The following is a 25,595-nucleotide window of genomic DNA, read 5'->3' on the forward strand; positions in this document are numbered from 1 at the left end:
AACTGTTGCAGGATCACGACAGAACCCACTGCAGAACCCAAGACGGAGAGGTACAGCACCATGAGCTTCCACAAGATCGTCCCGGTCAAGAAGCACCACAAGCCCGCCCCGGCCCCGAAGAAGCCCGCGCCGAAGAAGCCGGCCCCGAGGCGCCGTCCCGTCGACAACGGCTGACGCACACAGCGAGGCGGGGTCACCGGTCGAGCGTGGTCGCACCGGTGGCCCCGCCTCGGCCCTGTCCGTCCCCGTCCGTCCCTGTTCAGCCCTGTTCAACCCTGTTGGCCCCACCGATACCTCTGACCTCTGAAGGGAGTTGTCGACCATGAGAGAAGCCCGTGCCGCGTTCCGCCGCTTCTGGCCACTGACCCGCGGTGACCGCAAGTGGCTGTGGATGATCATCGCGTGCGTCGTGGTGTCCGCGCTCGCCGAGACCGCCGCGATCCTGCTCTTCGCCGACCTCACCGACAACGCCCTGGAGGCCGGTTCGCTGTCCGCCTTCTGGGGCCCGGCCGGCGCCTGGCTGGCCGTCGCCGCCCTGGGCGCGCTCGTCGGCTACTTCGGCAACTCACTGGCCACCTGGACCGCCGAGAGATTCGTACTGCGCCTGCGCGCCAAGGTCTTCCGGCACGTCCAGGACCTGCCCCCGCACTTCTTCCAGAAGCACCGCCAGGGCGACCTGGTGGAACGCCTCACCGGTGACGTCGAGGCCATCGAGCAGATGGTCGTGTCGGGTGTCGTCGGCACCGTCGCCGCCGCCTTCTCCGCCGTCTTCTACGCGGCCGCCGCCTTCTGGCTGCGCTGGGACCTGGCCCTGGCCACCTTCGTCCTCGCGCCCCTGTTCCTGTTCGCGGCCCGCCGCTTCTCCGGCCGGATCAGGACGGCCTCCCAGGACGAACGCGTCGCCGACGGTGCGATCACCTCCGTGGTCGAGGAGTCCCTCGGCAACGTCGTCCTCACCCAGGCCTACAACCGCCGCCGGGACGAGGAGAAGCGCCTCGACGTCGAGGCCCGCGCCTGGATGCGGGCGAGCGTGCGCGGCGCCCGCCTCAGCGAGATGTACGCCCAGTTCGTCGAGGTCGTCGAGACCCTGTGCGTGCTGGCCGTCATCGGCCTGGGCGTCTGGGAGATCTCCGCCGACCGCATGACCCTCGGCCAGCTCCTGGCCTTCGCCGCCTTCCTCGGCTACCTCTACCCGCCGGTCCGCAACCTCGGCCAGCTCGGCCTCACCCTCACCGCGGCCACCGCGGGCGCCGAGCGCATCGGCGAGATCCTGGACGCCGAACCCGCGGTCGCCGACCCCGTCCAGCCCGTCGGCCGCTGGCCGGTGCGCGGCTGGGTCAGCTTCCACAACGTCTCCTTCCGCTACCCGGAGTCCCCCCGCGCCTCCCTCCGCGACGTCGACTTCGCCGCGGGGCCCGGCGAACTGGTCCTGGTCACCGGCAAGAGCGGCGCCGGCAAGTCCACCCTCTCCAAGCTCCTCACCCGCTTCTACGACCCCTCGGCCGGTGTGATCTGCCTGGATGGCGTCCCGCTCAACGACGTACCCCTGGAGTTCCTCCGCGAGAACGTCGCCCTGCTCCCGCAGCAGACGCTGATCCTGAACGGCACGGTCCGCGAGAACATCGAGTGCGGCCGCCCCGGCGCGACGGACGAGGAGATCGAGCAGGCGGCCCGCGACGCCGCCGCCCACCACTTCATCACCACCCTCCCCCAGGGCTACGACACCCACATCGCCCCCGGCACGGCCGCCCTCTCCGGCGGCCAGCTGCAACGCATCGCCATCGCCCGCGCGATGCTGCGCGCCGCCCCGGTCCTCGTCCTCGACGAGCCGACGGCGGGCCTGGACGCGATCGCCGCCCGCCAGGTGGTGGCCCCGCTGGGCAAGCTGATGGCGGGCCGTACGACCATCATGATCACGCACGACCTCACCCTCGCCCCGGACGCCGACCGCATCCTGGTCGTCGACCGCGGCCGGCTGGTGGAGGCGGGCACGCACGCCGAACTCCTCGCCCGCGGCGGCGCGTACGCCGGCCTCGCCCACCCCCTCCCGGAGGCGATCGCGGCGGAGCCGGTACCGGCCCCGGACGAGACGATGATCCTCAGGTGGTAGTTCAGGTGGCAGGAGCCGTCCGCAGGGTGTAGCCCATCCCGCGCACGGTGTGGATGAGCCGCGGTTCGCCGCGGCTCTCCAGTTTCCGCCGCAGGTACATGATGTAGACGTCCAGCGTGTTGGACGCGGGCTCGAACTCGAACCCCCACACGTCCCGCAGGATCCGCTCCCGGCTGAGCACCCGCCCCGGGTGCCGCAGCAGGAACTCCAGCAGCGCGTACTCGGTCTTGGTCAGATCCAGCGTCCGGCCCCCGCGGTGCACGGTCCGGGTCCGCAGATCCATCGCGACGTCCTCGATGCCGAGACACCGGTCCGCCCCCGCCGGCACCTCGTGCTCCGGCTCCCGCCGCGGACTGCGCCGCAGCAACGCCCGTACCCGGGCGAGCAGTTCCTCGTTGGCGAAGGGCTTGGTCAGATAGCCGTCGGCGCCGTTGTCGAGGGCGACGATGCGGTCCCCCACCGCGTTCCGCCCGGTGATCATGAGAATGGGCACGGTGGACCCGGAGGCCCGGATCCGCCGGGTCGCCGCCAGGCCGTCCAGCCCCGGCATCTCCACGTCCATCAGCACCAGGTCGGGCGCGCTCTCCGGAGCCCCGAGGAGATCGAGGGCCACTCTGCCGTCCCCGGCGAGGACCGTCTCGTACCCCTCGAACCTGAGCAGCCGGCCGATCCCATCCCTCACGGCCGCGTCGTCGTCGGCCAGCAGAATCTTCCTCGCCATCTGACAAAAGTGTGACGACGTGCTGTGAGGGGGCTGGGGCGGGGATGTGCGTGGGCTACGGCTGCCGGGCGAGGGAGCGTGGCGGGTGGGCGGCCCAGTACCACTGGAGTACGGCTCCCAGGGCGGCACCCGAGGCCAGTGGCACGCACACGATCAGCAGGAAGGGGTGATCCGTCCCCCTCGCGATCAACAGCGCCATCGAGACCACGATCATCACGCCGACCATCACCAGGCCGCCGTAGGTCCCCCACAGCCACCCCTTGCGGCGCGCGGCCCCGCGCAGGATCCGCTCCTCCACGTCCGGGCGCCGCTCCCAGGTGAGGCTGCGGTGCGGGGCGGCGGCCAGGCACAGCTCCGCGACCTCGGCGTAGGGGTCGTCCAGCTGCCAGTCGTCGAGGTGCGGGAGCAGGAAGCGGCGGCCCTGGTAGTCGTACAGATAGGTGAGCCACTGGGGCGCCCCCCGGCCGGAACCGCGCGGGGCCTGCTCGACCCGGATGTCGTACACGTCGGACCACTCCCAGGTACGGGCCCGCAGCGGGCCCTGCGCGGTGATCCCGGCCGGCGTGACCCGCGTGTAGGCCCGGTACTGCTCCAGTACGACCCGCACCAGCGTCAGGAGGATCAGCACACCGAAGAACGGCGGCCCCCACCGGTCCTCGTGCCCGCCGGCCCCGCCACCGGAGACCCGGGCGGTCTGGATGAACGCGTTCACCAACACCAGCCCCAGGAGCCCGAGATACGCCCGCGGCAGCTTCCGCCGCTTCCGGTACTCGCGCTCCATGCCACCCTCGTCCACGATCCGAAGCCCTCCCCAGACGCACCGAACGGGTGCGCGACTGGTCGCCCGGCAAGCGTAACCAGGACCGAGATCGTGTCCGCAAGCGCCGCGAGTACGCCCGTGCCGGTATCCCCGTCTACGTCATCATCGACGACTTCGACAGCCACGGCACGGTAACCGTTCTCACCGAACCCGAACCCGAACCCGACAAGGCCGACTGGGTGGGAGTCCACCGTGTCCCCTACGGCACCGAGATCACCATCCCCGAAGGCCCCGCCAAGGGCTTCGTGATCGGGGAGACGATCACGGGGCCGAAGCGAGGGTGACGGAGCCGAACCCCTTACATGGTCTCCGGCGGAGCCGTAAGAGCTCCTGGCAGTCGTACCGTGGCCACTGTGCCGCCGCCCTCTGCGCGGGCCAGGGTGACCTCGCCGCCGGCCTGCTGGACCGTGCGGGCCACGATGGAGAGGCCGAGGCCGGAGCCGGGGAGGGCACGGGCGCTCGGGGAGCGCCAGAAGCGGTCGAAGACGTGGGGGAGTTCGTCCTCGGGGATGCCGGGGCCGTGGTCGCGGACCGTGAGGACGCCGCGCGCCAGGGCGACGTCGATCGTGCCGCCCTCGGGGCTGAACTTCACCGCGTTGTCGAGGATGTTGACGATCGCCCGCTCCAGGGCGGAGGGCTCGGCGCGTACGAACCACGGCCGGACGTCCGCCGTGATCTTCAGCTCCGGGCCGCGCAGCCGGGCGCGGTTCAGGGCCGCCTCGACCGTGTCCTGCAGCGCCACGACCTGCACGCGCTCACCGCGCTGCCCCTCCGAGCGGGACAGCTCCTGCAGATCGCCGATCAGCGACGCCAGCTCCGTCATCTGCGCCTTGACCGAGGCGAGCAGTGCCTTGCGGTCGGCAGGGGGGATGGGGCGGCCCGTTTCCTCGCTGCGGGTGAGGAGCTCTATGTTCGTGCGGAGTGAGGTGAGCGGGGTGCGGAGTTCGTGGCCGGCGTCCGCGATGAGCTGCTGCTGCAGCTCACGGGAGCTGGCGAGTGACGTCGTCATGGAGTTGAAGGAGCGGGACAGCCGGGCCACCTCGTCGTCCGCCTCCTCCTCCACCGGGATGCGGACGCTCAGGTCCTCGGTGCGGGCGACGTGTTCGACGGCCTCGGTGAGTTCGTCGATGGGGCGCAGACCGGCCCGGGCGACCGCGAGGCCGGCGGCTCCGGCGCCGAGGACTCCGATACCGGAGACGAGCAGGAGGATCAGGGCCAGGTCGTTGAGGGTGTTCTGGGTGCTCTTCAGGGGGAGGGCGTTGACCAGTCCGATATAGGAGCCGCTCCGGGTCGGGAACACCTGGGTCATCACGCGTACCGCGGCGCCGTCCTTGTCGGTGCCGTTGCGGAAGTAGAGCGTGCCGGTGTCCCCGTTCTTGATGACGTTCTTGTCGTCCTGAGTGACCTTGATCTCGTCCGTGGAGCCGGGCATGAGGCAGATCGTGCCGTCCGTGGTGACCACTTGGCCGTAATTGCTCCGGTAGTTGGTGTTGCCCTGGGGCGTCTCGGAGCAGTCGGCGAGGGCGACGTCTATGGCCGAGACCACCGCCGGCCCGTGCTGCTGCCTCTCCAGGTCGGTCCGGAGCTGGTCGTACAGCTTCCCCTGCACGATGAACCAGCACGTCACCGACACCGCCGCCACCGCGAACGCCACCGCCGCCGCGACCAGCATCGACAGGCGGGCGCGGATCGGGAGGGTGCGGAAGCGGCGGGCGAGGCTGTTCACTCGGCGCCGCCCTGGCGCAGGACGTACCCGACGCCGCGCACGGTGTGGACGAGGCGGGGTTCGCCGCCCGCCTCGGTCTTGCGGCGGAGGTACATGACGTACACGTCGAGAGAGTTGGAGGAGGGCTCGAAGTCGAAGCCCCAGACGGCCTTCAGGATCTGTTCGCGGGTGAGGACCTGGCGCGGGTGTGCCATGAACATCTCCAGGAGGGTGAACTCGGTGCGGGTGAGTTCCACCTGGCGGCCGGCCCGGGTCACCTCGCGGGTCGCGAGGTCCATGCGCAGGTCGGCGAAGGTGAGTGCCTCGTCCTCCTCGGCCCCTTCGACCACGGACGCCGCGTAGGAGCTGCGGCGCAGGAGGGCTCGGATGCGGGCGAAGAGTTCGTCCAGTTCGAACGGCTTGACCAGGTAGTCGTCGGCCCCCGCGTCGAGGCCGGTGACACGGTCGCCGACCGTGTCGCGGGCCGTCAGCATCAGGATCGGGGTCGTGTCGCCCGCCCCGCGGATGCGGCGGGCCGCGGTCATGCCGTCCATCCGCGGCATCTGGATGTCGAGGACGATCAGGTCCGGCTTGTAGGCCGTGGCCTTCTCCAGTGCGTCCGCGCCGTCCACGGCCTCCTCGGTCTCGTACCCCTCGAAGGCGAGGCTGCGCTGGAGTGCTTCGCGTACGGCAGGCTCGTCGTCGACGATCAGGATGCGCTGGGGGTCACGGTCGCCATCGGCGGGGCTCATCGCTCGCGTTTCCTCGGGGTGCGGTGGTTCGTGGTCGGGACGCCTTTCAGCCTCGCATGTTTCCGGGCTGTCGGGTATGCACGCTGGTGGGGCGGAACGCCCCCAAGGGGGGCCTAGCCGCGGACCAGGGTCATGCGGCTGAGCTGCACCTTGCGCTGGTGCGGCCGGGCCGCCGAGGTGCGCAGGCCCATCAGCTGCGGGGCCGGTGCGACCTCCGGGGCGCGCGAGACCGGAGTGGCCTCCGGGGCGCGCGGGGCCGGGGCGGCCTCCGGGGTGCGCGGGGCCGGGGGCGTCACCGTCGGCACCGCCGCCTCCGTCGGCGCGTGGAGTTCGTACGCCACCGCAAGGGCCAGGGTGATGCCGGCCGGGCCGTCGGCGGCCGTCGTGTGCGAAACCTGCGTGACCTGCGAAACCCGGGTTGCCTGCGAGATCTGCGTGGTCATGACGTACTCCCTACGTGCTCGTGCTGGTCGTTCAGCTGGTGGAGCCCGCCCGCAGCTTGGCCAGGTCGGACTTGACGGTGTTGATCGGGATGGCGAAGCCGAGGCCGACGCTGCCCGCGTCCGAGGAGGACGAGGAGGAGCTGGAACTGGCCGAGTACATCGCCGAGTTGATGCCGATGATGTTGCCGCCGGCGTCGATCAGCGCGCCGCCGGAGTTGCCGGGGTTCAACGAGGCGTCCGTCTGGATCGCCTTGTAGGTCGTGGTCGACGAACCCGTGTCGCCGTTGAACTGCCGGCCGCCGAAGGAGAACGGCCACTGGCCGTCGCCGCCGCTGCCCTGGCTCTGCTGGTCCTGGCTCTCGTCGGTGGAGACGGTGACGTCCCGGTTGAGCGCGGAGACGATGCCGCTGGTCACGGTGCCGCTGAGGCCCTCGGGGGAGCCGATCGCCACGACCGTGTCGCCGACCTGGACTCCGTCGGAGTTGCCGAGGGCGGCGGGGCTGAGGCCGGAGGCGCCCTGAAGCTTGATGAGGGCGAGGTCCTTGGCGCTGTCGGTGCCGACGACCTGGGCGGTGTACGACTTGCCGGTGCTCGTCGTCACCTTGATCGACTGGGCGCCGGAGATCACGTGGTTGTTGGTGACGATCTCGCCGTTGCTGGTGATGATCACGCCGGAGCCGGTCGAGGTGCCGTTGCTGAGGGTCGCGGTGATCTCGACGACGCTCGGGCTCACCTTGGCGGCGATCGTGGCGACGTCACCCCTCTTGCTGGAGGGCACCACGCTGGTGGTGGTGCTGCTGGAGACGACCTGGGTCTTGCCGGTCAGCTCCTGGAAGGCGTACGCGGTGCCGCCGCCCACCGCCGCCGCGACGATCGCGACCGCGGCGAGCAGGGCTATCGGGCCGCGGGTGCGCTTCTGCTTCGCGTGAGCCGAGTGCGGGGTCTCTTCGGGGAGCGCCGAGAACTCCGGGAGCTGCGTGGTCTCCGGCTCCACGGTGACCGGCTGCGCGGCCGGCTGCTGCGCCGCCTGCTGCATCGGCTGGTGCGTGGGCGGGGGCGGCCACTCCGGGTTGACGGGAGAGGAGGCGTGCTGCTGGGGGTACGCGCCCTGGTAGGCGTCACCCTGGGGACCCTGCGGGTTCTCGTACTCGCCGCTGCGGCGGAAGCTCTCGGTCATGACAAGTAGCTTGTCCCGTGACCATGAGAGCTTCCTGAGTACCCGCTGAGAACGGAGAGAGAAGCTCGTTTGCCCGAAATAAAGACGCTTCTCGCAGGTCGGGCGAGGTTCTCAGAAACGGTTCATGAAGGCTTTGCTGTGGGTCCTGTGGGTCCTGTGGATCGTGTGGGTGCGGGTGCGCGCCTCTGAAAGAAGGGGCACCGTTAGCGAGCGCCCCCTCAGGGGCGCGGGGAACTGCGCGACCAGCCCCCACGCACCCGCAGCCGAACGACTACACGCACCCGCAGGACCCACGCACCACCAGCCGCGAAGGAAACGTCTTCAGGCGCTCCCTCCGCGAACCGGCCACCCGCAGTCCGTCGTCCAGTACCAGGTCCACCGCCGCCCGCGCCATCGCCGGGCGGTCCGAGGCGATCGTCGTCAGCGGGGGATCCGCCAGCGCCGCCTCCTTGATGTCGTCGAAGCCGGCCACCGCCAGCTCCCCCGGCACGTCGATACGCAGTTCCCGCGCCGCCCGCAGCACGCCGAGTGCCTGGTCGTCGGTGGAGCAGAAGATCGCCGGCGGGCGGTCGGTGCCGGAGAGGATCCCCAGGGCGACCTGGTACGCGTCGTACCTGTTGTACGGCGCCTCGAACAGCCGGTCCTCCGTGGGCAGCCCCGCCTCGTCCATGGCCCGTCGCCAGCCCTCGACGTGGTCGGAGACCGGGTCGCCGACCGACGGGGTCTCGGCGGTGCCGCCCATACAGGCCACGTACTCGTAGCCGTGCTCCAGCAGGTGCCGTACGGCGAGCTGGGCGCCCCCGAGGTCGTCGGTGACCACCGCGACGTCGTCGATCGCCTCCGGCCGCTCGTGCAGCAGCACCACCCGGGCGTCCCAGGCCTCGATCTCGGCCGCGGCCTGGTCGTTCAGCGCGTGGGAGACGAGGATGAGGCCCGAGACCCGCATCCCGAGGAACGCGCGCAGATAGTGGACCTCGCGCTCGGCGACGTAGTCGGTGTTCCCGACCAGCACCATCTTTCCGCGCTCGGACGCCGCCTGCTCCACCGCGTGCGCCATCTCGCCGAAGAACGGCTGGCGGGCGTCCGGGATGATCAGGCCTATGAGGTCGGTGCGCCGCGAGGCCATGGCCTGGGCGACCCGGTCGGGCCGGTACCCCAGTTCCTTGATCGCGGCGAGGACACGCTCGCGCGTGGCCGGGGCGACCGGCCGGGGTCCGTTGTTGATGACATAGCTGACAACGGCGGTCGAAGTTCCCGCCAGCCGCGCCACATCGTCCCGAGTCACCTTGGCCACGCGCGGAGTCTACGCGGATGGACCCGCTCTGGGCAGGGCAAATCGAAGCTTCGCTTGCGGAAGCAATGCCTCGTCCGGGCGACGGCAACGCCCCGCCCGGACGACGACTACCTCTCGGCCGGTACCTCGACCCCGTCCAGGGCGGTCGATGCGTCCACATCGTCCGCCTTTGCATGGTCCGCCTTGGCCTTGGCCTCGTCACTGACCCGCTCGCCCTTCTCGGGCGTAACGAATCGATAACCGACGTTCCGGACGGTGCCGATCAAGGACTCGTGCTCCACGCCGAGCTTGGCGCGCAGCCGTCGTACGTGCACGTCGACGGTCCGGGTGCCGCCGAAGTAGTCGTACCCCCAGACCTCCTGGAGCAGCTGTGCACGAGTGAACACCCGGCCGGGGTGCTGGGCCAGGTACTTCAGCAGCTCGAACTCCTTGAAGGTGAGGTCGAGGACCCGGCCCTTCAGTTTCGCGCTGTACGTGGCCTCGTCGACCGACAGGTCGCCGTTGCGGATCTCCATGGGGGAGTCGTCGGCGACGATCTGCTGGCGGCCCATGGCGAGGCGCAGCCGCGCCTCCACCTCGGCCGGCCCCGCGGTGTCGAGGAGTACGTCGTCGATGCCCCAGTCGGCGGTGACGGCGGCGAGCCCGCCCTCGGTGACGACCAGGATCAGCGGACAGCCCGGACCGGTGGACCGCAGCAGCTGGCAGAGGCTGCGTACCTGCGGAAGGTCGCGGCGGCCGTCGATCAGGATGACGTCCGCGCCCGGGGTGTCGACGAGGGCGGGGCCTTCGGCCGGGGCGACCCGCACGTTGTGCAGGAGCAGGCCGAGGGCCGGCAGCACCTCTGTCGACGGCTGGAGGGCATTGGTCAGGAGCAGCAGAGAACTCATACGTCTGGTTCCTCCTCGGTCCCTGCGAGGACTGTGTGCAATGACACTGCGCTGCGCTCCCGAGCCTCCGTACATCCGCGGTCACCAGGAGTTTCCCGCTTCGTATACAAAGCTTCCGAAAGCACAAAAGGACCCGGTGGCGGCGCTGCCCGAGTCCTCTGCCCAGCAGAATAGCCCACATGAGCAACGGTCCGGCAGGTCATGTGGCACGTTCCACCGTTCGTCCGAACTCTGAGACAAGCAGATACGCCCCTATCCGGACGTTTCTGCGCACTGCCGACGGGGTTTCCGTCGATTCCGTATACGACCCGGCCTCAGTCGTATACGACGGCTCCCCGCCATCTTCCCGTGACCTCGTGTTCGTCCTTGCCCACGGTTTCACGGGGGACGTGGACCGGCCACATGTACGACGGGTGGTGGCCGCTCTGACCGATTACGGCCCGGTCGTCAGCTTCTCCTTCCGGGGCCACGGCCGCTCGGGCGGCCGTACCACCGTCGGCGACCGCGAGGTCCTCGACCTGGCGGCGGCGGTGGAGTGGGCCCGCGGCTTCGGGCACACGCGGGTGGTGACCGTCGGCTTCTCGATGGGCGGCTCGGTGGTGCTGCGGCACGCGGCGCTGCACCCAGGGGTGGACGCCGTGGTCTCCGTGTCGTCGCCCGCCCGCTGGTACTACCGGGGTACGGCCCCCATGCGCCGTGTCCACTGGCTGGTCACCCGGCCCGAGGGCCGGCTGGTCGGCCGCTACGGCTTCCACACCCGTATCCACCACCGCGACTGGGACCCGGTGCCGCTGTCCCCGGTGGAGGCGGTGCCGAGGATCGCGCCCACCCCGCTGCTGATCGTGCACGGCGACAGCGACGGCTACTTCCCGGTCGACCATCCGCAGATGCTGGCCGCCGCCGCGGGCGACGGCGCCGAACTCTGGCTGGAGCCCGGCATGGGCCACGCCGAACACGCGGCGGACGAGGCGCTGCTGGCCAGGATCGGCGACTGGGCGGCCTCCCGGGCGGGCTAGCCTGGCCCTGTACACAGCCGACTGATGAACTTCCGAGTCTCTTGAGGAACCGCATGCCCAAGGTCACGGTGCGCTACTGGGCCGCCGCGAAGGCCGCGGCCGGCGTCGCCGAGGAGCCGTACGACGCGGACACCCTCGCCGAGGCGCTGGACGCGGTGCGCGCGCGACACCCCGGGGAACTGGCGCGCGTCCTGCGGCGATGCTCCTTCCTCGTCGACGGTGACCCCGTGGGGACGCGGGCGCATGAGACGGTACGGCTGGCCGAGGGCGGCACGGTCGAGGTGCTCCCGCCGTTCGCAGGAGGGTGAGCGAGAGCGATGACCAACCAGCCGTACGAGGGCTACGACCCGTACCAGCAGCAGCCCCAGCCGCAGCAGCAGCCGCAGTGGGGGTACGACGAGCAGCAGTACGCCACGCAGCAGTGGCAGGGACAGACGTGGGAGACGCAGACGCACGCGCCGGTGCAGGCGGCCCCGCCGGCGTCGGCCGCCGAGACGGCGTACACGCCGCAGCAGCAGTATGCGCAGCCGTCGGCACAGGCACAGCAGCCGACGTACACCCCGCCTGCGCCCGCGCCTGCCGCGCCCTCACCTTCGCCCTCCGCCGAGCCGGACGCGGGGTACGGTCCCGCGACCCTCGCGGGCAACGCGCGCATCACGGACGCGCAGCGGGCGCGCATCGAGGGCCGTTCGCCGATCATCGAGCCCGGTATGCAGCCGGCCCTGCTCACCGCCCTGCTGGGCCTGCTGCTCGCGGCGACGGCGCCCCTCTCCTCGTACGCCCTGGTCGTCCCCCTGGTGATCCTCCAGGCGGTGACGGCGGCGGGCTGGTTCCGGCTGAACGGCATGTGGCCGGCCCGTCAGGGCATCGCGCTCGCGTTCCTGGGCGGGCTGACGGCGGACGTGGTGGTACTGGTCGCGGGCCGTGACCAGGCCCCGGCGGCGATCCTCGGCCCCCTGGGCATCTGGGTGCTCCTCACCCTCGTCCTCCAGCTCCGCTCGCACGCGGACCCCGACACCCGTATGTACGGCCTGATGGCCACGGTCGCGTCCTCCGCGCTGACGATCATCGCGACGGGCTATCTGGGCGCCGACCCCGACGCGGTGTCCGTCGGCGCCGCCGCGGTCGCGGTGGCGGTCCTGGCGAGGGCGCTTCCGCTGCCGACGCCGGCATCGGTGATCGTGTCCCTGCTGGCGGCCACCGGGGCGGGCATCGCGGTGGGCGGCATGACGGGGCTCGGCACGACGGGTGCGCTGATCGGGGCGGCGGCCGCGGCGTGCGCGCTCATCGGCCACCGGGTGGCGAGCTACGACTACCCGTCGAGGTTCGTCCACTTCACGGCAGGCGTGGCACTCCCCCTGGCGGCGGCGGCACCGCTGGTGTGGGTCCTGCACTGATTTTGCCCACCCACCCGCCCGACTCGGTTGGTGGAGGGGTGAGGCCGAGGCAGCGCGGACGACGCCTGCAAGGCGACCGGCAGCCACTCTGGCCGCGCGGAGGCTCTGACCCGCGGTCCGGGCAGTCAAACCCCGGGACGCGGGGATTTCGAACGCGGGTCGGTGATCGCCCCCCCTAGGGGCGCGAGGGCTTCGAACGCGGGCTGGGCAGCCGAGCCAAGGGGCGCGGGGAACTGCGCGATCAGCCCCCACCGGCCCGCACTGGCACGACCACCCGCAGCGCCCCCAGTTCTCCCAGTCCCCCTCTCCACTGTCACAGCTGGTCGACAATCCCCGGTCGGCCCGCTCCCGCAGGGTTAGCGTGAGGGAACCGACGTGCCGAGCCGACCCGGGGGACCCCACCACATGCGCGCCCTGCGAATACTCCTGATCGTCGCCGTCGTTCTCGGCGTTCTCTTCGTGGTCGTCGACCGCGTCGCCGTGCACTTCGCCGAGGGCGAGGCCGCCGGCAAGCTGAAGACGACCGAGGGACTGGCGAGCGACCCCGACGTCTCCATCAACGGCTTTCCGTTCCTCACCCAGGTCGCGAGCGGCACCCTCGACGACGTCGAGGTCAGCATCAAGGACTACGACGCCACCACCGGGACCGCCGGCAAGACCATCCGCATCGGCGACCTGCACGCCGACATGAAGGACGTCTCCTTCTCCGGCGACTACAGCTCCGCCACCGCCGAGTCCGCCACCGGCACCGCGCTCATCTCCTACGCCGAGCTGCTGAAGAACGCCAAGGCCGCGCCCACCGACATGGGCCTCGGCTTCACCGGCCAGGTCGTCGGTCTCGCCGACGGCGGCAACGGCAAGATCAACGTCACCCTCGACGTCACCGTCCCCGGCGTCAGCGCCCACCAGAAGGTCACCGTCCTCAGCACGGTCACCGTCAAGGACAACACCGTGCAGGTGCACGCCGACAACCTGCCCAAGCTCGCCGGGGTCAGCCTCATCGAGAACCGGTTCCGGCAGGCCGCCGACTTCCGGCAGGCGATCAACCAGCTCCCCGGCGGTGTCCAGCTGGACAAGGTGGAGGCTGCGCCGAATGGTGTGGAGATCGCGGTGAAGGGTTCGAACGTCAAGCTGGCCGGGTAGTAAGCGCGACGGCGGCGGCTCCCAGGAGAGTCCGACAGGCGAGACGGCGACGTCCGTACCGTAGATGTGGCGGCGCGACAGTCACCCGCCCGCCCCGGAACCATGCACTCGCCCCTACTCCTATCTCGCAATCCGGACGATCGTGTCTCAACATGCGACATGCCGGTGACATGCCCGGTTATCCGTCCCTACGATCGAGCCCATGAAGCGACAGGCGGATCTCACGAAGCGGCGGGCAGTCGACCTGTGCCGCGTCGCCGCCATGCTCTGTCGCCCCTTCTGACGTGGAGGCCGCTGCCTCCGCATCCCCCTGCCCTCCCCTGTCGAGGGCATCCGTGCGCCGCGCCGCGCACGCACCCGCACTTCGCACGCCCCGCCGCAACTGCCCCGGAGGAGAAAGAGCATGAGCCGCAGCGACGTCCTGGTCGACGCCGACTGGGTCCAGGACAACCTGGACAACCCCGAGATCGCGATCGTCGAGGTGGACGAGGACACGTCCGCCTACGAGAAGAACCACATCCGCAACGCGATCCGCATCGACTGGACCAAGGACCTGCAGGACCCGGTCCGCCGCGACTTCATCGACCAGGACGGCTTCGAGAAGCTCCTGTCGGCGAAGGGCATCGCCAACGACACGCTGGTGATCCTCTACGGCGGCAACAACAACTGGTTCGCGTCGTACGCCTACTGGTACTTCAAGCTGTACGGCCACGAGAACGTCAAGCTCCTCGACGGTGGCCGCAAGAAGTGGGAGCTGGACGCCCGCGAGCTGGTCGAGGAGGTCCCGGACCGCACCGAGACCACCTACAAGGCCAAGCCGCAGAACACCGCGATCCGCGCCTTCCGTGACGACGTCGTCGCCGCGATCGGCTCGCAGAACCTCGTCGACGTGCGTTCGCCCGACGAGTTCTCCGGCAAGCTGCTCGCCCCGGCGCACCTGCCGCAGGAGCAGTCGCAGCGTCCGGGCCACGTCCCGTCCGCCCGCAACATCCCGTGGTCGAAGAACGCCAACGACGACGGCACGTTCAAGTCGGACGACGAGCTCAAGGAGCTCTACGCCGAGGAGCAGGTGGACCTCGCCAAGGACACCATCGCCTACTGCCGTATCGGCGAGCGCTCGGCCCTGACCTGGTTCGTCCTGCACGAGCTGCTCGGTGTCGAGAACGTCAAGAACTACGACGGCTCCTGGACCGAGTACGGCAGCCTCGTCGGCGTCCCGATCGAGCTCGGCGCCAACAAGTAAGTCCTCAGACCGACCTTTCAAGACCCCATCCTCAGGAGTACGACATGTGTGGAGCGAAGGCCGGCGGCCCGGACCCCTCGACGATCAAGCCCGGTGAGACCACGATCCAGGGTCAGGTGACGAAGGACGGCGAGCCCGTGGTCGGCTACGTCCGCCTGCTCGACTCGACCGGCGAGTTCACCGCGGAGGTTCCCACCTCCGCCACCGGACAGTTCCGCTTCTACGCGGCGGAGGGCACCTGGACCGTCCGCGCCCTCGTCCCCGGCGCCACCGCCGACCGCACGGTCGTCGCCCAGCAGGGCGGCCTGGCCGAGGTCGCGATCGCGGTCTGAGACCAGCGGCACCAACAGCACATACGGCCAAGGGCCGCACCTCCGGTGGAAACACCGAAGGCGCGGCCCTTCGCCACATCCGGACCGTTCTCATTGCCCGTGGCCGACCTACCCCGGATGCATGCTGGCAAGGCGCCGTCGCGTGACCGCTCCTTGATGCGTCCCTCGCACTGCTTCGCAGGCTTCGGGCCGCTGCGCCGGACTCCGTCCGTCGGCCTTCTCCGGTGCCGCGCTCATTCCTCTGGGCCGACCTACCCTGGATGCATGCTGGCAAGGCGCCGTCGCGTGACCGCTCCTTGATGCGTCCCTCGCACTGCTTCGCAGGCTTCGGGCCGCTGCGCCGGACTCCGTCCGTCGGCCTTCTCCGGTGCCGCGCTCATTCCTCTGGGCCGACCTACCCTGGATGCATGCTGGCAAGGCGCCGTCGCGTGACCGCTCCTTGATGCGTCCCTCGCACTGCTTCGCAGGCTTCGGGCCGCTGCGCCGGACTCCGTCCGTCGGCCTTCTCCGGTGCCGCGCTCATTCCTCTGGGCCGACCTACCCTGGATGCATGCTGGCAAGGCGCCGTCGCGTGACCGCTCCTTGATGCGTCCCTCGCACTGCTTCGCAGGCTTCGGGCCGCTGCGCCGGACTCCGTCCGTCGGCCTTCTCCGGTGCCGCGCTCATTCCTCTGGGCCGACCTACCCTGGATGCATGCTGGCAAGGCGCCGTCGCGTGTACTTCGCCATGATGGGGATCTGTATCGGTCTCTTCGTCCTGGCGTGGGCAGTCGTACGCCTCTGGTCCGTCCCCGCCGCCGTGGGGATGTGTGTGGTGGCCATGGTCATCCCTCCGGTCGCCGCGATGGTCGCCAACCGCCGGGGGCCGGACGACCGCTGGTGGGACGATCCCTCCGGCGATCCGCAGTCCGACGAGTGGTGGGACGAGCTGGACGGGAAGAAACCCCCTCGGCCTTAGTCGCGGGCGCGGACGCGCTGTGTCAGGAAGAGGGCCGCGCGGTCCAGCGCCTCGTCGGCCTCGTCGAGGACACCCGCGAACGACTGGAACACATGCGGGACGTCGGCGGTGATGTCCAGGACGACGTCCACTCCGGCGGCCCTCGCGCGCGCGGCCATGCGCGTGGAGTCGTCCAGGAGCACCTCGTTCGTGCCGGCCTGCAGGAGCATCGGCGGGAAGCCGGTCAGGTCGGCGTGGACCGCCGGGCTGAGCAGGGGGTGGTCCGGGTCCTGCCCGCCGCGGTACATCCTCCCGGTGTGGGCCAGGGACTCCCGGGTGAAGTACGGGTCGATACCCGCCTTGGTGTCCATGCTCTCCCCGGTGCGCGTGGCGTCCAGGCCGGGCGAGAACGCCACGATCGCCGCGGGCATCGGCAGCCCCGCGTCCCGCGCGGCGAGGCAGGTGGTGACGGTGAGGCCGCCGCCCGCGGAATCCCCGGCGAACGCGATGGACGAGGGGTCCGCGCCACTGTCGAGCAGCGCACGGTACGCGCCCACCGTGTCCTCGATCGCTGCCGGGAACGGGTGTTCCGGGGCGAGCCGGTACTCCAGCGAGTAGGCCCTGAACCCGGTCCTGGCCACGAGGTTGCCCGTCAGCGACAGCGCGGTCTCGGGGGAGCCGAACACATAGGCCCCGCCGTGGAAGTAGAGGAGCGTCCCGGGGCGCTCCCCGTCGGCCGGCTCGACGCACAGCGCGGGGCGCGGGCCCAGCGTCGTCGCCGAGGTGCGGATCCCCTCCGGGACGATCATCTCGGCCATCAGCGCCCTGAACCCGGCGCGAATCTCCCCGACCGACGGAGCGCCCACGGGCCGGGGCTGCCGCACCCTCGCGTCGATCATCGCGCGTTGTTCCCTGCTCATACCTGCTCCCCTCGTATGTACATGCCGCTACAGTATATGCCGTGGCATATAAAACGGGCGGTGACAGCGCCGACCTCCTGGGTTTCTTCCATGACCTCGTCCGTTGCGAGACGCGGCTCTACAACGCCCTGAACGACCGTCTGCGCGAGCGGCACGGGATCGTCACGTCGCAGTTCGAGTTCCTGCGTCACCTGCGTGACCACCCGGGGTCCCGGGTCGGCGACCTCGCCGCCGGGTTCGCCATCGGCATCGGGGCGACCAGCAAGAGCGTCGACCGCCTGGAGAAACAGGGCTGGGTCGTCCGTCAGGCCAATCCGGCCGACCGCCGGTCCTCGCTGCTGGCGTTGACCGGCGAAGGCGCGGCCCTCGTCGACGCGGCGGAGGCCACCGCCGCCAGGCGGCTGGCCGAGCTGATGGGAGACACCCTCGGCGAGTCCGCGCCGGCCGTCCTGCAGACCTTCGCGAAGCTCCGCTCCGTACTGGAACGCGACGAGATCGGCACCCCGACGGGCTGACCTCCTGGATACCGCCTAGTACACGAGCGCCTGCGTCCCCTCCGCCATCGCCTCCTGCACGAAGACCTGCGCACCCGCGATCCGTACGCCCTCGATGACGTCCTTCTCCGTGATGTCCCGGCGGGCCGCGCACTGTGTGCACAGCGTGAGCGTGCCGCCGGCCAGGATCGAGTCGACCAGGTCGGGCAGCGGGGCGGCATGCGGCAACTCGAACTCGGCGGCCCGCCCCGGCAGTGCGAACCACGCGGACTCGCCGGTCAGCCACATCGACACCTCGACGCCGCTGGCCACGGCCACCGCCGCCACCGTGAACGCCTGCGAGCACCGCTCCGGGGCGTCTGCCCCCGCCGTCACCTTGATCACGAGCTTCTTAGCCATGCGAGCAGCGTAATCCGGCCGTCGGAGGCGCGGCGGTTCACGGCAGGTGCGCCGCGCGCTGGTGCTGGCGCAGCAGCACGTTCGCGTCGGTGGCCGCGCTGTGGTCGTGGCTGGCACGGGCGGTCTCCCGGCGGCCGTCCAGATCGACGCACTCGACACAGCCGGGCACGGGCCGGGGCGGGCGGCTGAGGTCCTCCGGGTCCGGCGGCACGGCCCACGTACGGTCGTTCGCCGCGCGTACACCCGCGCTGATCCGCTCTCTGCCGGTAGCGGGGCGTAGCGTCGCCGGGTCGGCCTGCCACTCCCTGCCGCCGCCGACGGGGCGCAGTATCGCGTACGGCCCCGACTGGTCCTGGTACTCGCCGACCTGGTCGGTGGCGGTGTCGTAGAGCAGGGTTCCGGGCTCCATGGCTTTCGCTCCTTTCATCCAACATCTATACGAAATGCGAGAGTTGGACTACTCTGCGTGTCGAGGCTGCTACGAGGATGGCCCGGGGGCGGGGTAGGCACGCCGACGACGAGCGGTTCTTCCCCGTCTGGCGGCGCTAATTCCACAAATTCCACAGGGAATCAGGGAGGGGCGCGGTGCCGCAGAGGCGGGTGGTGACGGGGCGTGGTCAGGAGCCCAGGCAGCGGTTCGCCGAGGAGTTGCGGTTGCTGAGGGCGGAGCGGGGGGTGAGTTTAAAAGGGCTGGCCGAGGAACTGGGCTGGGACGCGTCCAACTTCGGGAAGATGGAGAGCGGGCGGACTCCGGGGGGCCCGGAGGTCGTGGAGGCGCTGGATCAGTTCTACGGGACGCCTGCGTTGTTGCTGGCGCTTTGGGAGCTGGCGATGGCGGATCCCACGCAGTTCAAGGAGCAGTACCGCAGGTACATGCTCTTGGAGGCGGAGGCGGAGGCGGAGGCGGAGGCGGAGGCGGAGGCGGAGGCTGTGAGCTTGTGGCAATACTCCGTGAGCTTGCCGCCGGGGCTGCTTCAAACGCCGGGTTCTGTTCGCGAGGCGCTCATGGCGGGCGGCCTCAAAGGCGAGGAACTGGAGCAGCAGGTCGCCGCGCGCGTCGGACGACAGAGCGTGCTGGAAGGGGGCGATTCACCGCCGTTCCGCGTCATCCTTTCCGAGGCCGTGCTGCGCAACTCTCTCTGCGATCAGCAGAGTTGGCGGGAACAATCGGAGTATCTCGCGGAGGTGGCCGAGCGGCCGAACGTCACCCTCCATGTGCTGCCGTTCGGCACCGGACTGCATGGCTTGGTGAACACCGACACGATGTTTCTGCGCCTGGCGGAGGGCCGCACAGTGGCCTACGTCGAAAACGACGTACGGGGCGAACTGGTCGAGGAATCACACAGGGTTGAACGCCTGCACCACACCTATGATGCGGTACGTGACCTGGCTCTGAACCCGGCCGAGTCGCGGACCTTCATTTTGCGGATGTCGGAGGAACTGCCGTGCGAGTCGTCGACTTGAGCAGCGTGACATGGCGCAAGAGCTCCTACAGCAACACGGACGGCGGCAACTGTGTCGAAGTGTCCGACGACCTCCTCCGTACCGCTGACTGGCACAAGAGCTCCTACAACAACTCTGATGGCGGTCAGTGCCTCGAAGCCGCCCCCGGTCTCCCCTCCCTCGTCCCCGTCCGTGACAGCAAGGCCCCCGCCCGCGAAACCCTCCTCTTCGCGGCTTCCTCCTGGTCCGCGTTCGTCGCGGCGGTCAAGGCGGGTCACTGAGTTGTCGGCCGGGCCACGCCGACGATGTTCCTGCCCAGGAGCCGGACGTCGGCGGTCCACCCCCGTGCCGTCAGGTCGGCCGTCAGCGTGTCCGCGGCGTGGAACACCTTGACGATGCGGTAGCTGCTGCCGTCGTCGAGTCGCCTCAGCACCGTGGGGACGGGCCCCTCCTCGACGCCCTCCTCGTACGCCGCCATCGGCGGGCCGTCATCGACGAAGACCGCCCGACCGCCCGGCGCGAGCATCGTGGCGATGCCGTCCCAGAAGCCGGGCAACCGGGCCGGAGGGACATGGGAGAGCCAGAAGGCGAAGAACACGGTGTCGTAGGAGCGCGACGGCCGCCACTCGAACACATCGGCCTGGACGAAGCGGACGTGGGAGAAGGGGGTCCGCGTCCGGGCGATCGCCAGGACCTCGTCGGACATGTCGACGGCAGTCACCGAGTGTGCCCGCTCGGCGAGCAGCGCGGTCCACTGGCCCGTTCCGCAGGCCAGTTCCAGTACGTCCCCGCCGACCGGCAGCCCGTCGACCAGGGTCAGTAACCGTCGCAGTTCCTCGTACCGCGCATAGGGCCGGTCGTACTCGGCCGCACCTGCGCGGTAGTAGGCGATCTGCTCCGCCAGCAGCCCGTTGTCATCAGCACTCATGCCCGGAAGGATCGGGTCTGCCCCTCGGGCAAGGTCAACCCCTGTCGCGTTCAGGCGCGGTACGCATCCAGCGCCACCCGCACGAACGACCGCAGCAGTGGATTCCCGTCCGCCTCCCTTTCCTTCCACGCCAGCACCACCCGGCTCGGCGGCATGTCCTCGACCGATACCACCGTGAGACCGTCCCCGGGGTCATGGTCGGCCAGGGTCATGCCGACCGTGCCGTTCCAGAGCACCATCTGCCGGCATTCCTGGACCGCACGCACCACCGGCCCCTCCCGCTCCTCCCCGCCGTTCCAGTACGACTGCCACAGCCGGTCCGTGTCCTCCGGGAACCGGAACCACCGCCGGTCGGCGAGCTCGGCCAGCTTCAGGCTCTCCCGGCCGGCCAGCGGATCGTCGGCCCGTAGCAGCGCCCCCACCGGATCGGCACGCAACTCCCGTACCACCAGCCCCGTTTCATCGAACGGCGCACGGGTCAGGGCGACGTCGACGAGCCCGGCGTGCAGCCCGCACGTGGGGTCGGTCAGGTCGGTCTCGCGGATGCGGATCTCGACGCCCGGGTGGCGGTCGCGGTACGCGCGGGCCAGCCTGGTCACGCCCGGATCCGTGCTGTCGCCGAGGAGCCCGACGGTCAGAACCGCCGTCCCCGCCGCCGCGGCGACCCGTACGCGCAGCTTGTCGCCCTGGTCGAGGAGGGCACGGGCCTCGCCGAGCAGGACGGTCCCGACCGGAGTGAGCGCGACGCCGGCCGACGACCGTTTGAAGAGGGCGGACCCGATCTCGGCCTCCAGGCCCCTGACCGCCCGGCTCAGTGGAGGCTGGCTCATATGGAGTCGCGCGGCGGCCCGGCCGAAGTGGAGTTCCTCGGCGACCGCCACGAAATAGCGCAGCGTGCGTAGCTCCATACAGCAACGATACCGATCGGGTATGGAGGGGGCGGAACAGGTCTTGGACAGCCGTACCGCCCCGGCCGTCGAATCGAAGCATGACGATTCACGACCACGACCACGACCACGGCAACACGCCCGCTGTATCCGTCGTCGGCCCCGACGACGGTGAGGTGCTGATGCTCGGCACCACCCGTATGCGCGTCCTGGAGGACGGCCGTACCACCGGCCACCGCCTCGGCCTCGCCGAGTCCGTGCTCGCACCGCACACCCCCGGCCCGCCGCAGCACCGGCACGCCCAGCACGACGAGGGCTTCTACGTCATCTCCGGCTCGGTGCGGTTCACGGTCGGGGAGGAGGAGTACGACGCCACGGCCGGGACGCTCGTCATGGTCCCGCCCGGCGCCCCGCACGCCTTCGCCAACGTCACCGGCGAACCGGCCGTCATGCTCAGCACATTCACGCCCGACCTGTATGTGCAGTACTTCCGCGACCTGCGGGACCTGTTCGCCGCCGGTACGGCACCGACCCCGCAGGCCCACACCGAGGTGATGAGCCGTTACGGCACCGAACCCGCCACCTCATGAGCGTCGCCTACTGGATCGTGGCCGGTCTGCTCGCCCTCTTCTACCTCTACGCGGGCGGGATGAAGGCCGTACGGAGCCGGGAGCGGCTGCGGCCGATGATGGCGTGGGTGGACGGCATGCCGATGGCGGCCGTGCGGGCGATCGGAGGCGTCGAGGTGCTGGGCGCGACCGGCCTGGTGCTGCCACGCCTGACCGGCATCGCGCCCTGGCTGGCCCCGGTCGCCGCGGTCGGCTTCGCCGCCCTCCAAGTGGGTGCGATTGCCGTCCATTTGAGAATGGAAGACCGACAAGTCGCCCTCAATGCAGTGCTGTTGCTCACGGAGGTGGTGGCCGGCGGGCTCGCGGCGGTGTCCTGATTGTAATTAATCCCTGTACAACTCACCGAGTTGACCATGAGTCTCCTGTGGAGCGTGGATCAAGGGATCCACGCTCCCGTTGCCAACAGGGGGGACGAATTGGACTCACCGGAAGCACCACCACCCGAAGCACCACCTGAAAGACGAAAGAGTGGCCGTACCGCCGCACTGATCGCCACCGCCGCCGTGCTCGGCGTCGTCGCAGGCACCTGCGTCGGCTACCTCGTCCAGGCCGACCGCGAGCCCACCGCCCTGCCGCCGCTCTCCCAGCCGTCGATCGCGCAGGCGAAGGGCCCCGGTCCCGAGCCGCTGTCCGCCGCGCAGGACCGGCAGGTCAAGGTCGACGGCGATCTGCGCAAGCTGCTGCTGGCGAAGCCGAGCGGCGCGCGCAAGGGGCTCGTGCAAGTCGGCGACGACGGGTGGATGAACTTGGCCGAGTACGCGGAGACGTACGACAACCCGGTCAGCGCGTTCCGCAGACTGACCGCGGACGACGAGTACCGCCGGACGGCCGTCGTCGACTGGCGTGAGGGCAGCACGTACAGCGTCGAGATCGAGCTGAACCAGTACCGCCAGGACGAGTCGGGCGGCGAGGCCTCCGAGGCGGCGGGCTACGAGTACGACGCCCGGTCGGCGGACGGCCACGACACCCGGAGCTGGCCGATACCCGGTACGGGTGACGGCATGGCCTACGTCCACGAGCAGCCGGACACCTCCTACGACGTGAGCCTGTACTCGGCGGAGGCGCACGCGTGGCGCGGGGACATCGCCATGGACATCTGGGTCTACGACACGAAGCCGATCCCGAAGACGAAGGTGCTGGGTCTGGCGACGCGGCAGATGGAGCGGCTGTGAGCGAGAACCCGGAGAACCCCGAGAACCCCGAGCCGGCCGCGGGTCAGCCGGCCGTGATTGAGCCGCCCGCCGCTGAGCTGCCCGTCTCCGAAGCTCCCGTCTCCTCTGAGCCGGTCGTCTCCGAGCCGGTCGTCAAGAAGCCGCGTGACCGGCGTCGTATCGCCACCGTCGTTGCCACCGGTGTTGTACTCGTCGCCGTCGTGGCCGGGGCCGCCTGGACGGTCGTCACCGTCCGCGGCGCGGACCGCGACGCCGGTGCGGCCGTGTGGCGGCTGCCCGAGGCCGCCGCGGGCACGAAGACGGACAAGGCCACCGGCCTTCGGGGAATGCTGCTGCCGTACGGCAAGGACACGTACCGGCGGGGCCCGGACATGGCCCAGTTCGGGTCGGACGCGGAGCTGTCCGGCGCCCAGGCCGCCGCGCTGCAGAAGGAGTCGCTCAAGGACCTGCCGCGCTCGCAGCGGCGGGAGCTGGAGCGGCAGATCGACAGGAACCCGGTCAAGGGCGTGGCCATGCGCAGCTACGTGAAAACGGCCGTGTCGCCCGTGGACGAGTACACGATGCAGATCCAGCTGGCCCAGATGGAGAACCAGCGGACGGTCCGTTCCGTCGCGGCGGGCCAGAGGCAGCTCCTGGACGCGCTGAAGGTGCTCCGGAAGGGGCCGGAGATCGAGGGCTACAAGGACTCGACCGCCTGCTACCTGCCGGTGGCCGACTCGGCCGAGAAGCTCGACACGATGATCTGCACCGGCTATGTGGGTGACGTGCTGGTCACTGGCACGGCCATCGCGGCCAAGCCGCTGGACAAGAAGAGCGCGGCGGACATGCTCCGAGCCCAGCTCGACCGCATCAAGGACCCGGGGGCGGCCGTATGACCATGGACGTGAACCAGCCGAAGACCACCGACGGGCCCCCGGAGGGCGGGCCGCAGACGCCGGAGGTCGAGCCGCTGACCCCCGGGGCCGCGCCCCAGGCCTCCGAGACCGGCCCGCAGACCCCGGAGGGTGAATCGCAGGCCTCCGAGGCCGGGTCCCAGGCCTCCGAGACCGGCCCGCAGCCCCCCGAGGTCGAGCCGCGGACGCTGGACGCGGCGTACCAGCTTCCCGAGGCCGCGCTCCAGGCCCCGGCGAAGGACCGGCGTCTGCTGCGCAGCGCCCTGCGGTGGGTTTCCGCCGTTGCCGTCTTCGCCGTCGTCGGGTCCGGGACGGCCTACGGCATCACGCGGCTCGACCGCACCGACGTACCCGGTCTCGCCACGCACTCGGACGGCCGCTGGGACTACCCGATCCTCGTGAAGCCCCCGCTGCCCTCCGGCAGCCCGGGCCCGAACGACGACACCCGCAACCCGGCCGGCACCCACTACGCCGACCTGCGCGAACTCGTCCTCCCGGCCCCGAAGGGCGCGACCGTCGACGCGTCCCTCAAGGGGGCGGACGGCTGGCTGCCGACGAAGTCCTTCCTCGCCGAGTTCGCCACCGCGCACGACCGCGGCGAACTGGGCCAGAAGCTCGTCGACAACGGCCTGCGGCACATCGCGGCCCGCGGCTGGACCATGCCCGACGGCACCCGCACCCGGATCTATCTCCTCCAGTTCGGTACGGCCGCCGTCGCCGAGGACATGCTCAACAAGCAGCTCATGAACCAGGCGATGCCGACCTACGGGCTGCGCGACGGCGACTCGTACGAGCTCGACGGGCACTACCCCGACCAGGCCAGGATGGACGACGTCCTGCTCGCGCCGTACCGGGAGCTCCAGCCGTACGGCGCCGCGCAGGCCCGGCAGGCCTATCTGGCCACCGGCGACACCGTCGGCGTGGTCATCCAGTCCCGCAAGGGCGAGGCGCTCGCCGTTCCCTTCCAGCAGACGGTGACCCTGCAGAGCGAACTGCTGAGCTGACCTCGCCAAGAGCCACGGGCCCCGGCCGCGTAAGCTGGGGCCCGGCTCTTGTACGTACGCCCACCCTCGCTCAAGGAGCACCCGTGGAAGCCTTCTTCGAAACCCTGCTGGTCCTGGTCTGCGTCGGCGTCATCGCGTTCGCCGGGCTCACCGTGAAGAAGCTGTACCAGGGCCAGCGCTGAACCGCATCGTCCAGTAGACCCGTCTAGGAAACCGCCGCCATGATCGAGATTCCGTCCGACCTGCACAAGGACCTGGTTCCGCTCGCCTTCCTGCTCGGCAGCTGGGCAGGCGCGGGCGTCCACGACTTCCCGGGCTCGGAGAAGTGCAACTTCGGCCAGGAGGTCACCTTCGGCCACGACGGCCGGGACTTCCTGGAGTACCACTCCCAGACCTGGGTGCTGGACAACGACGGCAACAAGGTCCGCCCGCTGGAGACGGAGCACGGCTTCTGGCGCATCGACGCCGACCGCAAGGTCGAGGTCACGATGGTGCGCGACGACGGCGTGATCGAGATCTGGTACGGCGAGATGGCCGACAAGAAGCCGCAGATCGACCTGGTCACGGACGCCGTGGCCAGGACGGCCGCCTCCGCGCCGCACACCGGCGGCAAGCGGCTGTACGGGTACGTCAAGAGCGACCTGATGTGGGTGGGCGAGAAGCAGACCCCCGAGGTCGAGCTGCGTCCCTACATGTCGGCGCACCTGAAGAAGGTCGTCACCCCGGAGGACGTCGAGCGCTGGGCCAAGGCCCTTCCCGACGACATGCCGGACGACGGCATCGCGTTCTTCAAGTAGTACGGCATCGCGGTCTTCAAGTAGTTCTTAACTTTGGAAGTGGTTCTAGACTT

Annotated in this window: 32 protein-coding genes; 19 read left to right on the top strand and 13 right to left on the bottom strand. The window is 70.2% G+C overall.

What is annotated here, in order from left to right; translation table 11 throughout:
* Nucleotides 1-322: 322 nt before the first annotated feature.
* A complete protein-coding gene (locus EDD90_RS29540; RefSeq protein WP_123975978.1) occupies nt 323-2,110 on the top strand; it encodes an ABC transporter ATP-binding protein in 1,788 nt (595 codons plus the stop codon).
* A gap of 1 nt (nt 2,111) precedes the next feature.
* On the opposite strand, the gene EDD90_RS29545 is transcribed toward EDD90_RS29540, so the two are convergent.
* Together EDD90_RS29545 and EDD90_RS29550 are read right to left on the bottom strand one after the other, a co-directional pair.
* Nucleotides 2,112-2,831, bottom strand: coding sequence for a response regulator transcription factor (locus tag EDD90_RS29545; RefSeq protein WP_123975979.1), 720 nt, complete (start codon nt 2,829-2,831; stop codon nt 2,112-2,114).
* Between the two features lie 55 nt (nt 2,832-2,886).
* Complete coding sequence (locus EDD90_RS29550; protein WP_123975980.1) at nt 2,887-3,627, bottom strand: PH domain-containing protein; 741 nt, start codon at nt 3,625-3,627, stop codon at nt 2,887-2,889.
* Nucleotides 3,628-3,659: 32 nt separating this feature from the next.
* Between EDD90_RS29550 and EDD90_RS29555 the strand changes: the two genes are divergently transcribed.
* Nucleotides 3,660-3,935 (top strand): Uma2 family endonuclease, encoded by a 276-nt coding sequence (locus EDD90_RS29555; RefSeq protein WP_123975981.1) that lies wholly within the window; start codon nt 3,660-3,662, stop codon nt 3,933-3,935.
* A gap of 14 nt (nt 3,936-3,949) precedes the next feature.
* Here EDD90_RS29555 and EDD90_RS29560 read toward each other — a convergent pair whose 3' ends face one another.
* The 6 genes from EDD90_RS29560 to EDD90_RS29585 form a co-directional block, all read right to left on the bottom strand.
* Entirely contained in the window at nt 3,950-5,377 is a 1,428-nt protein-coding gene (locus EDD90_RS29560) for a cell wall metabolism sensor histidine kinase WalK (RefSeq protein ID WP_123975982.1), read from the bottom strand.
* A complete protein-coding gene (locus EDD90_RS29565) occupies nt 5,374-6,108 on the bottom strand; it encodes a response regulator transcription factor (RefSeq protein ID WP_123975983.1) in 735 nt (244 codons plus the stop codon). Before EDD90_RS29565 ends, EDD90_RS29560 begins: the two co-directional genes overlap by 4 nt.
* Before the next feature lie 113 nt (nt 6,109-6,221).
* Complete coding sequence (locus tag EDD90_RS29570; protein ID WP_185149264.1) at nt 6,222-6,551, bottom strand: hypothetical protein; 330 nt, start codon at nt 6,549-6,551, stop codon at nt 6,222-6,224.
* Nucleotides 6,552-6,582: 31 nt separating this feature from the next.
* Complete coding sequence (locus tag EDD90_RS29575; RefSeq protein ID WP_123975984.1) at nt 6,583-7,728, bottom strand: S1C family serine protease; 1,146 nt, start codon at nt 7,726-7,728, stop codon at nt 6,583-6,585.
* A 271-nt stretch (nt 7,729-7,999) separates the two neighbouring features.
* A complete protein-coding gene (locus EDD90_RS29580; protein ID WP_123975985.1) occupies nt 8,000-9,022 on the bottom strand; it encodes a LacI family DNA-binding transcriptional regulator in 1,023 nt (340 codons plus the stop codon).
* 107 nt (nt 9,023-9,129) lie between these two features.
* Complete coding sequence (locus tag EDD90_RS29585; RefSeq protein ID WP_123975986.1) at nt 9,130-9,909, bottom strand: response regulator transcription factor; 780 nt, start codon at nt 9,907-9,909, stop codon at nt 9,130-9,132.
* Nucleotides 9,910-10,088: 179 nt separating this feature from the next.
* Here EDD90_RS29585 and EDD90_RS29590 point away from each other — a divergent pair, with 179 nt between their 5' ends.
* The 8 genes from EDD90_RS29590 to EDD90_RS29620 all read left to right on the top strand — a co-directional run bounded on the left by EDD90_RS29590 (nt 10,089) and on the right by EDD90_RS29620 (nt 15,997).
* On the top strand, nt 10,089-10,925 hold the full coding sequence (locus EDD90_RS29590; protein WP_123975987.1) for an alpha/beta hydrolase: 837 nt from the start codon (nt 10,089-10,091) through the stop codon (nt 10,923-10,925).
* Nucleotides 10,926-10,978: 53 nt separating this feature from the next.
* Nucleotides 10,979-11,233, top strand: coding sequence for a MoaD/ThiS family protein (locus EDD90_RS29595; protein WP_123975988.1), 255 nt, complete (start codon nt 10,979-10,981; stop codon nt 11,231-11,233).
* 9 nt (nt 11,234-11,242) lie between these two features.
* Nucleotides 11,243-12,322 (top strand): hypothetical protein, encoded by a 1,080-nt coding sequence (locus EDD90_RS29600; RefSeq protein WP_123975989.1) that lies wholly within the window; start codon nt 11,243-11,245, stop codon nt 12,320-12,322.
* A gap of 405 nt (nt 12,323-12,727) precedes the next feature.
* Nucleotides 12,728-13,465, top strand: coding sequence for a DUF2993 domain-containing protein (locus tag EDD90_RS29605; protein ID WP_123975990.1), 738 nt, complete (start codon nt 12,728-12,730; stop codon nt 13,463-13,465).
* A 202-nt stretch (nt 13,466-13,667) separates the two neighbouring features.
* On the top strand, nt 13,668-13,748 hold the full coding sequence (locus EDD90_RS59115) for an Ms5788A family Cys-rich leader peptide (protein ID WP_350751515.1): 81 nt from the start codon (nt 13,668-13,670) through the stop codon (nt 13,746-13,748).
* A 120-nt stretch (nt 13,749-13,868) separates the two neighbouring features.
* The gene (locus EDD90_RS29610; protein WP_123975991.1) at nt 13,869-14,708 is read left to right on the top strand and encodes a sulfurtransferase; all 840 of its coding nucleotides are present in this window, start codon (nt 13,869-13,871) and stop codon (nt 14,706-14,708) included.
* Nucleotides 14,709-14,752: 44 nt separating this feature from the next.
* Nucleotides 14,753-15,040, top strand: coding sequence for a DUF1416 domain-containing protein (locus EDD90_RS29615; RefSeq protein WP_093501297.1), 288 nt, complete (start codon nt 14,753-14,755; stop codon nt 15,038-15,040).
* A gap of 693 nt (nt 15,041-15,733) precedes the next feature.
* Nucleotides 15,734-15,997, top strand: coding sequence for a DUF3099 domain-containing protein (locus EDD90_RS29620; RefSeq protein ID WP_123975992.1), 264 nt, complete (start codon nt 15,734-15,736; stop codon nt 15,995-15,997).
* On the opposite strand, the gene EDD90_RS29625 is transcribed toward EDD90_RS29620, so the two are convergent.
* The gene (locus EDD90_RS29625) at nt 15,994-16,896 is read right to left on the bottom strand and encodes an alpha/beta hydrolase (RefSeq protein WP_123975993.1); all 903 of its coding nucleotides are present in this window, start codon (nt 16,894-16,896) and stop codon (nt 15,994-15,996) included. The two genes, EDD90_RS29620 and EDD90_RS29625, sit on opposite strands and share 4 nt — an antisense overlap.
* 41 nt (nt 16,897-16,937) lie before the next feature.
* On the opposite strand from EDD90_RS29625, the gene EDD90_RS29630 reads away from it, so the two are divergent.
* Complete coding sequence (locus tag EDD90_RS29630) at nt 16,938-17,411, top strand: MarR family winged helix-turn-helix transcriptional regulator (RefSeq protein ID WP_123975994.1); 474 nt, start codon at nt 16,938-16,940, stop codon at nt 17,409-17,411.
* A 15-nt stretch (nt 17,412-17,426) separates the two neighbouring features.
* Here the strand turns inward: EDD90_RS29630 and EDD90_RS29635 are convergent, their stop codons facing one another.
* Both EDD90_RS29635 and EDD90_RS29640 read right to left on the bottom strand, forming a co-directional pair.
* The gene (locus tag EDD90_RS29635) at nt 17,427-17,789 is read right to left on the bottom strand and encodes a DsrE family protein (protein ID WP_046732507.1); all 363 of its coding nucleotides are present in this window, start codon (nt 17,787-17,789) and stop codon (nt 17,427-17,429) included.
* Between the two features lie 37 nt (nt 17,790-17,826).
* On the bottom strand, nt 17,827-18,198 hold the full coding sequence (locus EDD90_RS29640; RefSeq protein WP_123975995.1) for a hypothetical protein: 372 nt from the start codon (nt 18,196-18,198) through the stop codon (nt 17,827-17,829).
* A 176-nt stretch (nt 18,199-18,374) separates the two neighbouring features.
* On the opposite strand from EDD90_RS29640, the gene EDD90_RS29645 reads away from it, so the two are divergent.
* Complete coding sequence (locus EDD90_RS29645; protein ID WP_123975996.1) at nt 18,375-19,253, top strand: helix-turn-helix transcriptional regulator; 879 nt, start codon at nt 18,375-18,377, stop codon at nt 19,251-19,253.
* Nucleotides 19,235-19,513: a DUF397 domain-containing protein gene (locus EDD90_RS29650; RefSeq protein ID WP_123975997.1), complete on the top strand. Its 279-nt coding sequence runs from the start codon at nt 19,235-19,237 to the stop codon at nt 19,511-19,513. Before EDD90_RS29645 ends, EDD90_RS29650 begins: the two co-directional genes overlap by 19 nt.
* Here EDD90_RS29650 and EDD90_RS29655 read toward each other — a convergent pair.
* Together EDD90_RS29655 and EDD90_RS29660 are read right to left on the bottom strand one after the other, a co-directional pair.
* The gene (locus EDD90_RS29655; RefSeq protein ID WP_123975998.1) at nt 19,507-20,160 is read right to left on the bottom strand and encodes a class I SAM-dependent methyltransferase; all 654 of its coding nucleotides are present in this window, start codon (nt 20,158-20,160) and stop codon (nt 19,507-19,509) included. The two genes, EDD90_RS29650 and EDD90_RS29655, sit on opposite strands and share 7 nt — an antisense overlap.
* 50 nt (nt 20,161-20,210) lie before the next feature.
* Nucleotides 20,211-21,068, bottom strand: a complete 858-nt coding sequence (locus EDD90_RS29660; RefSeq protein ID WP_123975999.1) for a LysR family transcriptional regulator — start codon at nt 21,066-21,068, stop codon at nt 20,211-20,213.
* 80 nt (nt 21,069-21,148) lie between these two features.
* Between EDD90_RS29660 and EDD90_RS29665 the strand changes: the two genes are divergently transcribed.
* The 6 genes from EDD90_RS29665 (at nt 21,149) to EDD90_RS29695 (ending at nt 25,542) form a co-directional block, all read left to right on the top strand.
* The gene (locus EDD90_RS29665; protein WP_123976000.1) at nt 21,149-21,637 is read left to right on the top strand and encodes a cupin domain-containing protein; all 489 of its coding nucleotides are present in this window, start codon (nt 21,149-21,151) and stop codon (nt 21,635-21,637) included.
* Nucleotides 21,634-21,993, top strand: a complete 360-nt coding sequence (locus EDD90_RS29670) for a DoxX family protein (protein ID WP_123976001.1) — start codon at nt 21,634-21,636, stop codon at nt 21,991-21,993. The genes EDD90_RS29665 and EDD90_RS29670 overlap by 4 nt, the downstream gene beginning before the upstream one ends.
* A 99-nt stretch (nt 21,994-22,092) precedes the next feature.
* The gene (locus EDD90_RS29675; protein ID WP_260328159.1) at nt 22,093-22,848 is read left to right on the top strand and encodes a hypothetical protein; all 756 of its coding nucleotides are present in this window, start codon (nt 22,093-22,095) and stop codon (nt 22,846-22,848) included.
* A complete protein-coding gene (locus EDD90_RS29680; protein ID WP_260328160.1) occupies nt 22,845-23,723 on the top strand; it encodes a hypothetical protein in 879 nt (292 codons plus the stop codon). The genes EDD90_RS29675 and EDD90_RS29680 overlap by 4 nt, the downstream gene beginning before the upstream one ends.
* Entirely contained in the window at nt 23,720-24,745 is a 1,026-nt protein-coding gene (locus tag EDD90_RS29685) for a hypothetical protein (protein ID WP_311737223.1), read from the top strand. The genes EDD90_RS29680 and EDD90_RS29685 overlap by 4 nt, the downstream gene beginning before the upstream one ends.
* A 221-nt stretch (nt 24,746-24,966) precedes the next feature.
* Complete coding sequence (locus tag EDD90_RS29695; protein ID WP_123976002.1) at nt 24,967-25,542, top strand: FABP family protein; 576 nt, start codon at nt 24,967-24,969, stop codon at nt 25,540-25,542.
* The last annotated feature ends 53 nt before the right edge of the window (nt 25,543-25,595 follow it).

The organism is Streptomyces sp. Ag109_O5-1 (assembly GCF_003814875.1).
In the GTDB taxonomy this organism is placed as follows: domain Bacteria; phylum Actinomycetota; class Actinomycetes; order Streptomycetales; family Streptomycetaceae; genus Streptomyces; species Streptomyces sasae.

Coding starts and splice junctions, on each gene's coding strand:
- EDD90_RS29540 (WP_123975978.1), top strand. CDS start 323: ATGAGAGAAGCCCGTGCCGCGTTCCGCCGCTTCTGGCCACTGACCCGC.
- EDD90_RS29545 (WP_123975979.1), bottom strand. CDS start 2,831: ATGGCGAGGAAGATTCTGCTGGCCGACGACGACGCGGCCGTGAGGGAT.
- EDD90_RS29565 (WP_123975983.1), bottom strand. CDS start 6,108: ATGAGCCCCGCCGATGGCGACCGTGACCCCCAGCGCATCCTGATCGTC.
- EDD90_RS29570 (WP_185149264.1), bottom strand. CDS start 6,551: ATGACCACGCAGATCTCGCAGGCAACCCGGGTTTCGCAGGTCACGCAG.
- EDD90_RS29575 (WP_123975984.1), bottom strand. CDS start 7,728: ATGACCGAGAGCTTCCGCCGCAGCGGCGAGTACGAGAACCCGCAGGGT.
- EDD90_RS29585 (WP_123975986.1), bottom strand. CDS start 9,909: ATGAGTTCTCTGCTGCTCCTGACCAATGCCCTCCAGCCGTCGACAGAG.
- EDD90_RS29590 (WP_123975987.1), top strand. CDS start 10,089: ATGAGCAACGGTCCGGCAGGTCATGTGGCACGTTCCACCGTTCGTCCG.
- EDD90_RS29595 (WP_123975988.1), top strand. CDS start 10,979: ATGCCCAAGGTCACGGTGCGCTACTGGGCCGCCGCGAAGGCCGCGGCC.
- EDD90_RS29600 (WP_123975989.1), top strand. CDS start 11,243: ATGACCAACCAGCCGTACGAGGGCTACGACCCGTACCAGCAGCAGCCC.
- EDD90_RS29605 (WP_123975990.1), top strand. CDS start 12,728: ATGCGCGCCCTGCGAATACTCCTGATCGTCGCCGTCGTTCTCGGCGTT.
- EDD90_RS59115 (WP_350751515.1), top strand. CDS start 13,668: ATGAAGCGACAGGCGGATCTCACGAAGCGGCGGGCAGTCGACCTGTGC.
- EDD90_RS29610 (WP_123975991.1), top strand. CDS start 13,869: ATGAGCCGCAGCGACGTCCTGGTCGACGCCGACTGGGTCCAGGACAAC.
- EDD90_RS29615 (WP_093501297.1), top strand. CDS start 14,753: ATGTGTGGAGCGAAGGCCGGCGGCCCGGACCCCTCGACGATCAAGCCC.
- EDD90_RS29620 (WP_123975992.1), top strand. CDS start 15,734: ATGCTGGCAAGGCGCCGTCGCGTGTACTTCGCCATGATGGGGATCTGT.
- EDD90_RS29625 (WP_123975993.1), bottom strand. CDS start 16,896: ATGAGCAGGGAACAACGCGCGATGATCGACGCGAGGGTGCGGCAGCCC.
- EDD90_RS29635 (WP_046732507.1), bottom strand. CDS start 17,789: ATGGCTAAGAAGCTCGTGATCAAGGTGACGGCGGGGGCAGACGCCCCG.
- EDD90_RS29640 (WP_123975995.1), bottom strand. CDS start 18,198: ATGGAGCCCGGAACCCTGCTCTACGACACCGCCACCGACCAGGTCGGC.
- EDD90_RS29655 (WP_123975998.1), bottom strand. CDS start 20,160: ATGAGTGCTGATGACAACGGGCTGCTGGCGGAGCAGATCGCCTACTAC.
- EDD90_RS29660 (WP_123975999.1), bottom strand. CDS start 21,068: ATGGAGCTACGCACGCTGCGCTATTTCGTGGCGGTCGCCGAGGAACTC.
- EDD90_RS29665 (WP_123976000.1), top strand. CDS start 21,149: ATGACGATTCACGACCACGACCACGACCACGGCAACACGCCCGCTGTA.
- EDD90_RS29670 (WP_123976001.1), top strand. CDS start 21,634: ATGAGCGTCGCCTACTGGATCGTGGCCGGTCTGCTCGCCCTCTTCTAC.
- EDD90_RS29685 (WP_311737223.1), top strand. CDS start 23,720: ATGACCATGGACGTGAACCAGCCGAAGACCACCGACGGGCCCCCGGAG.
- EDD90_RS29695 (WP_123976002.1), top strand. CDS start 24,967: ATGATCGAGATTCCGTCCGACCTGCACAAGGACCTGGTTCCGCTCGCC.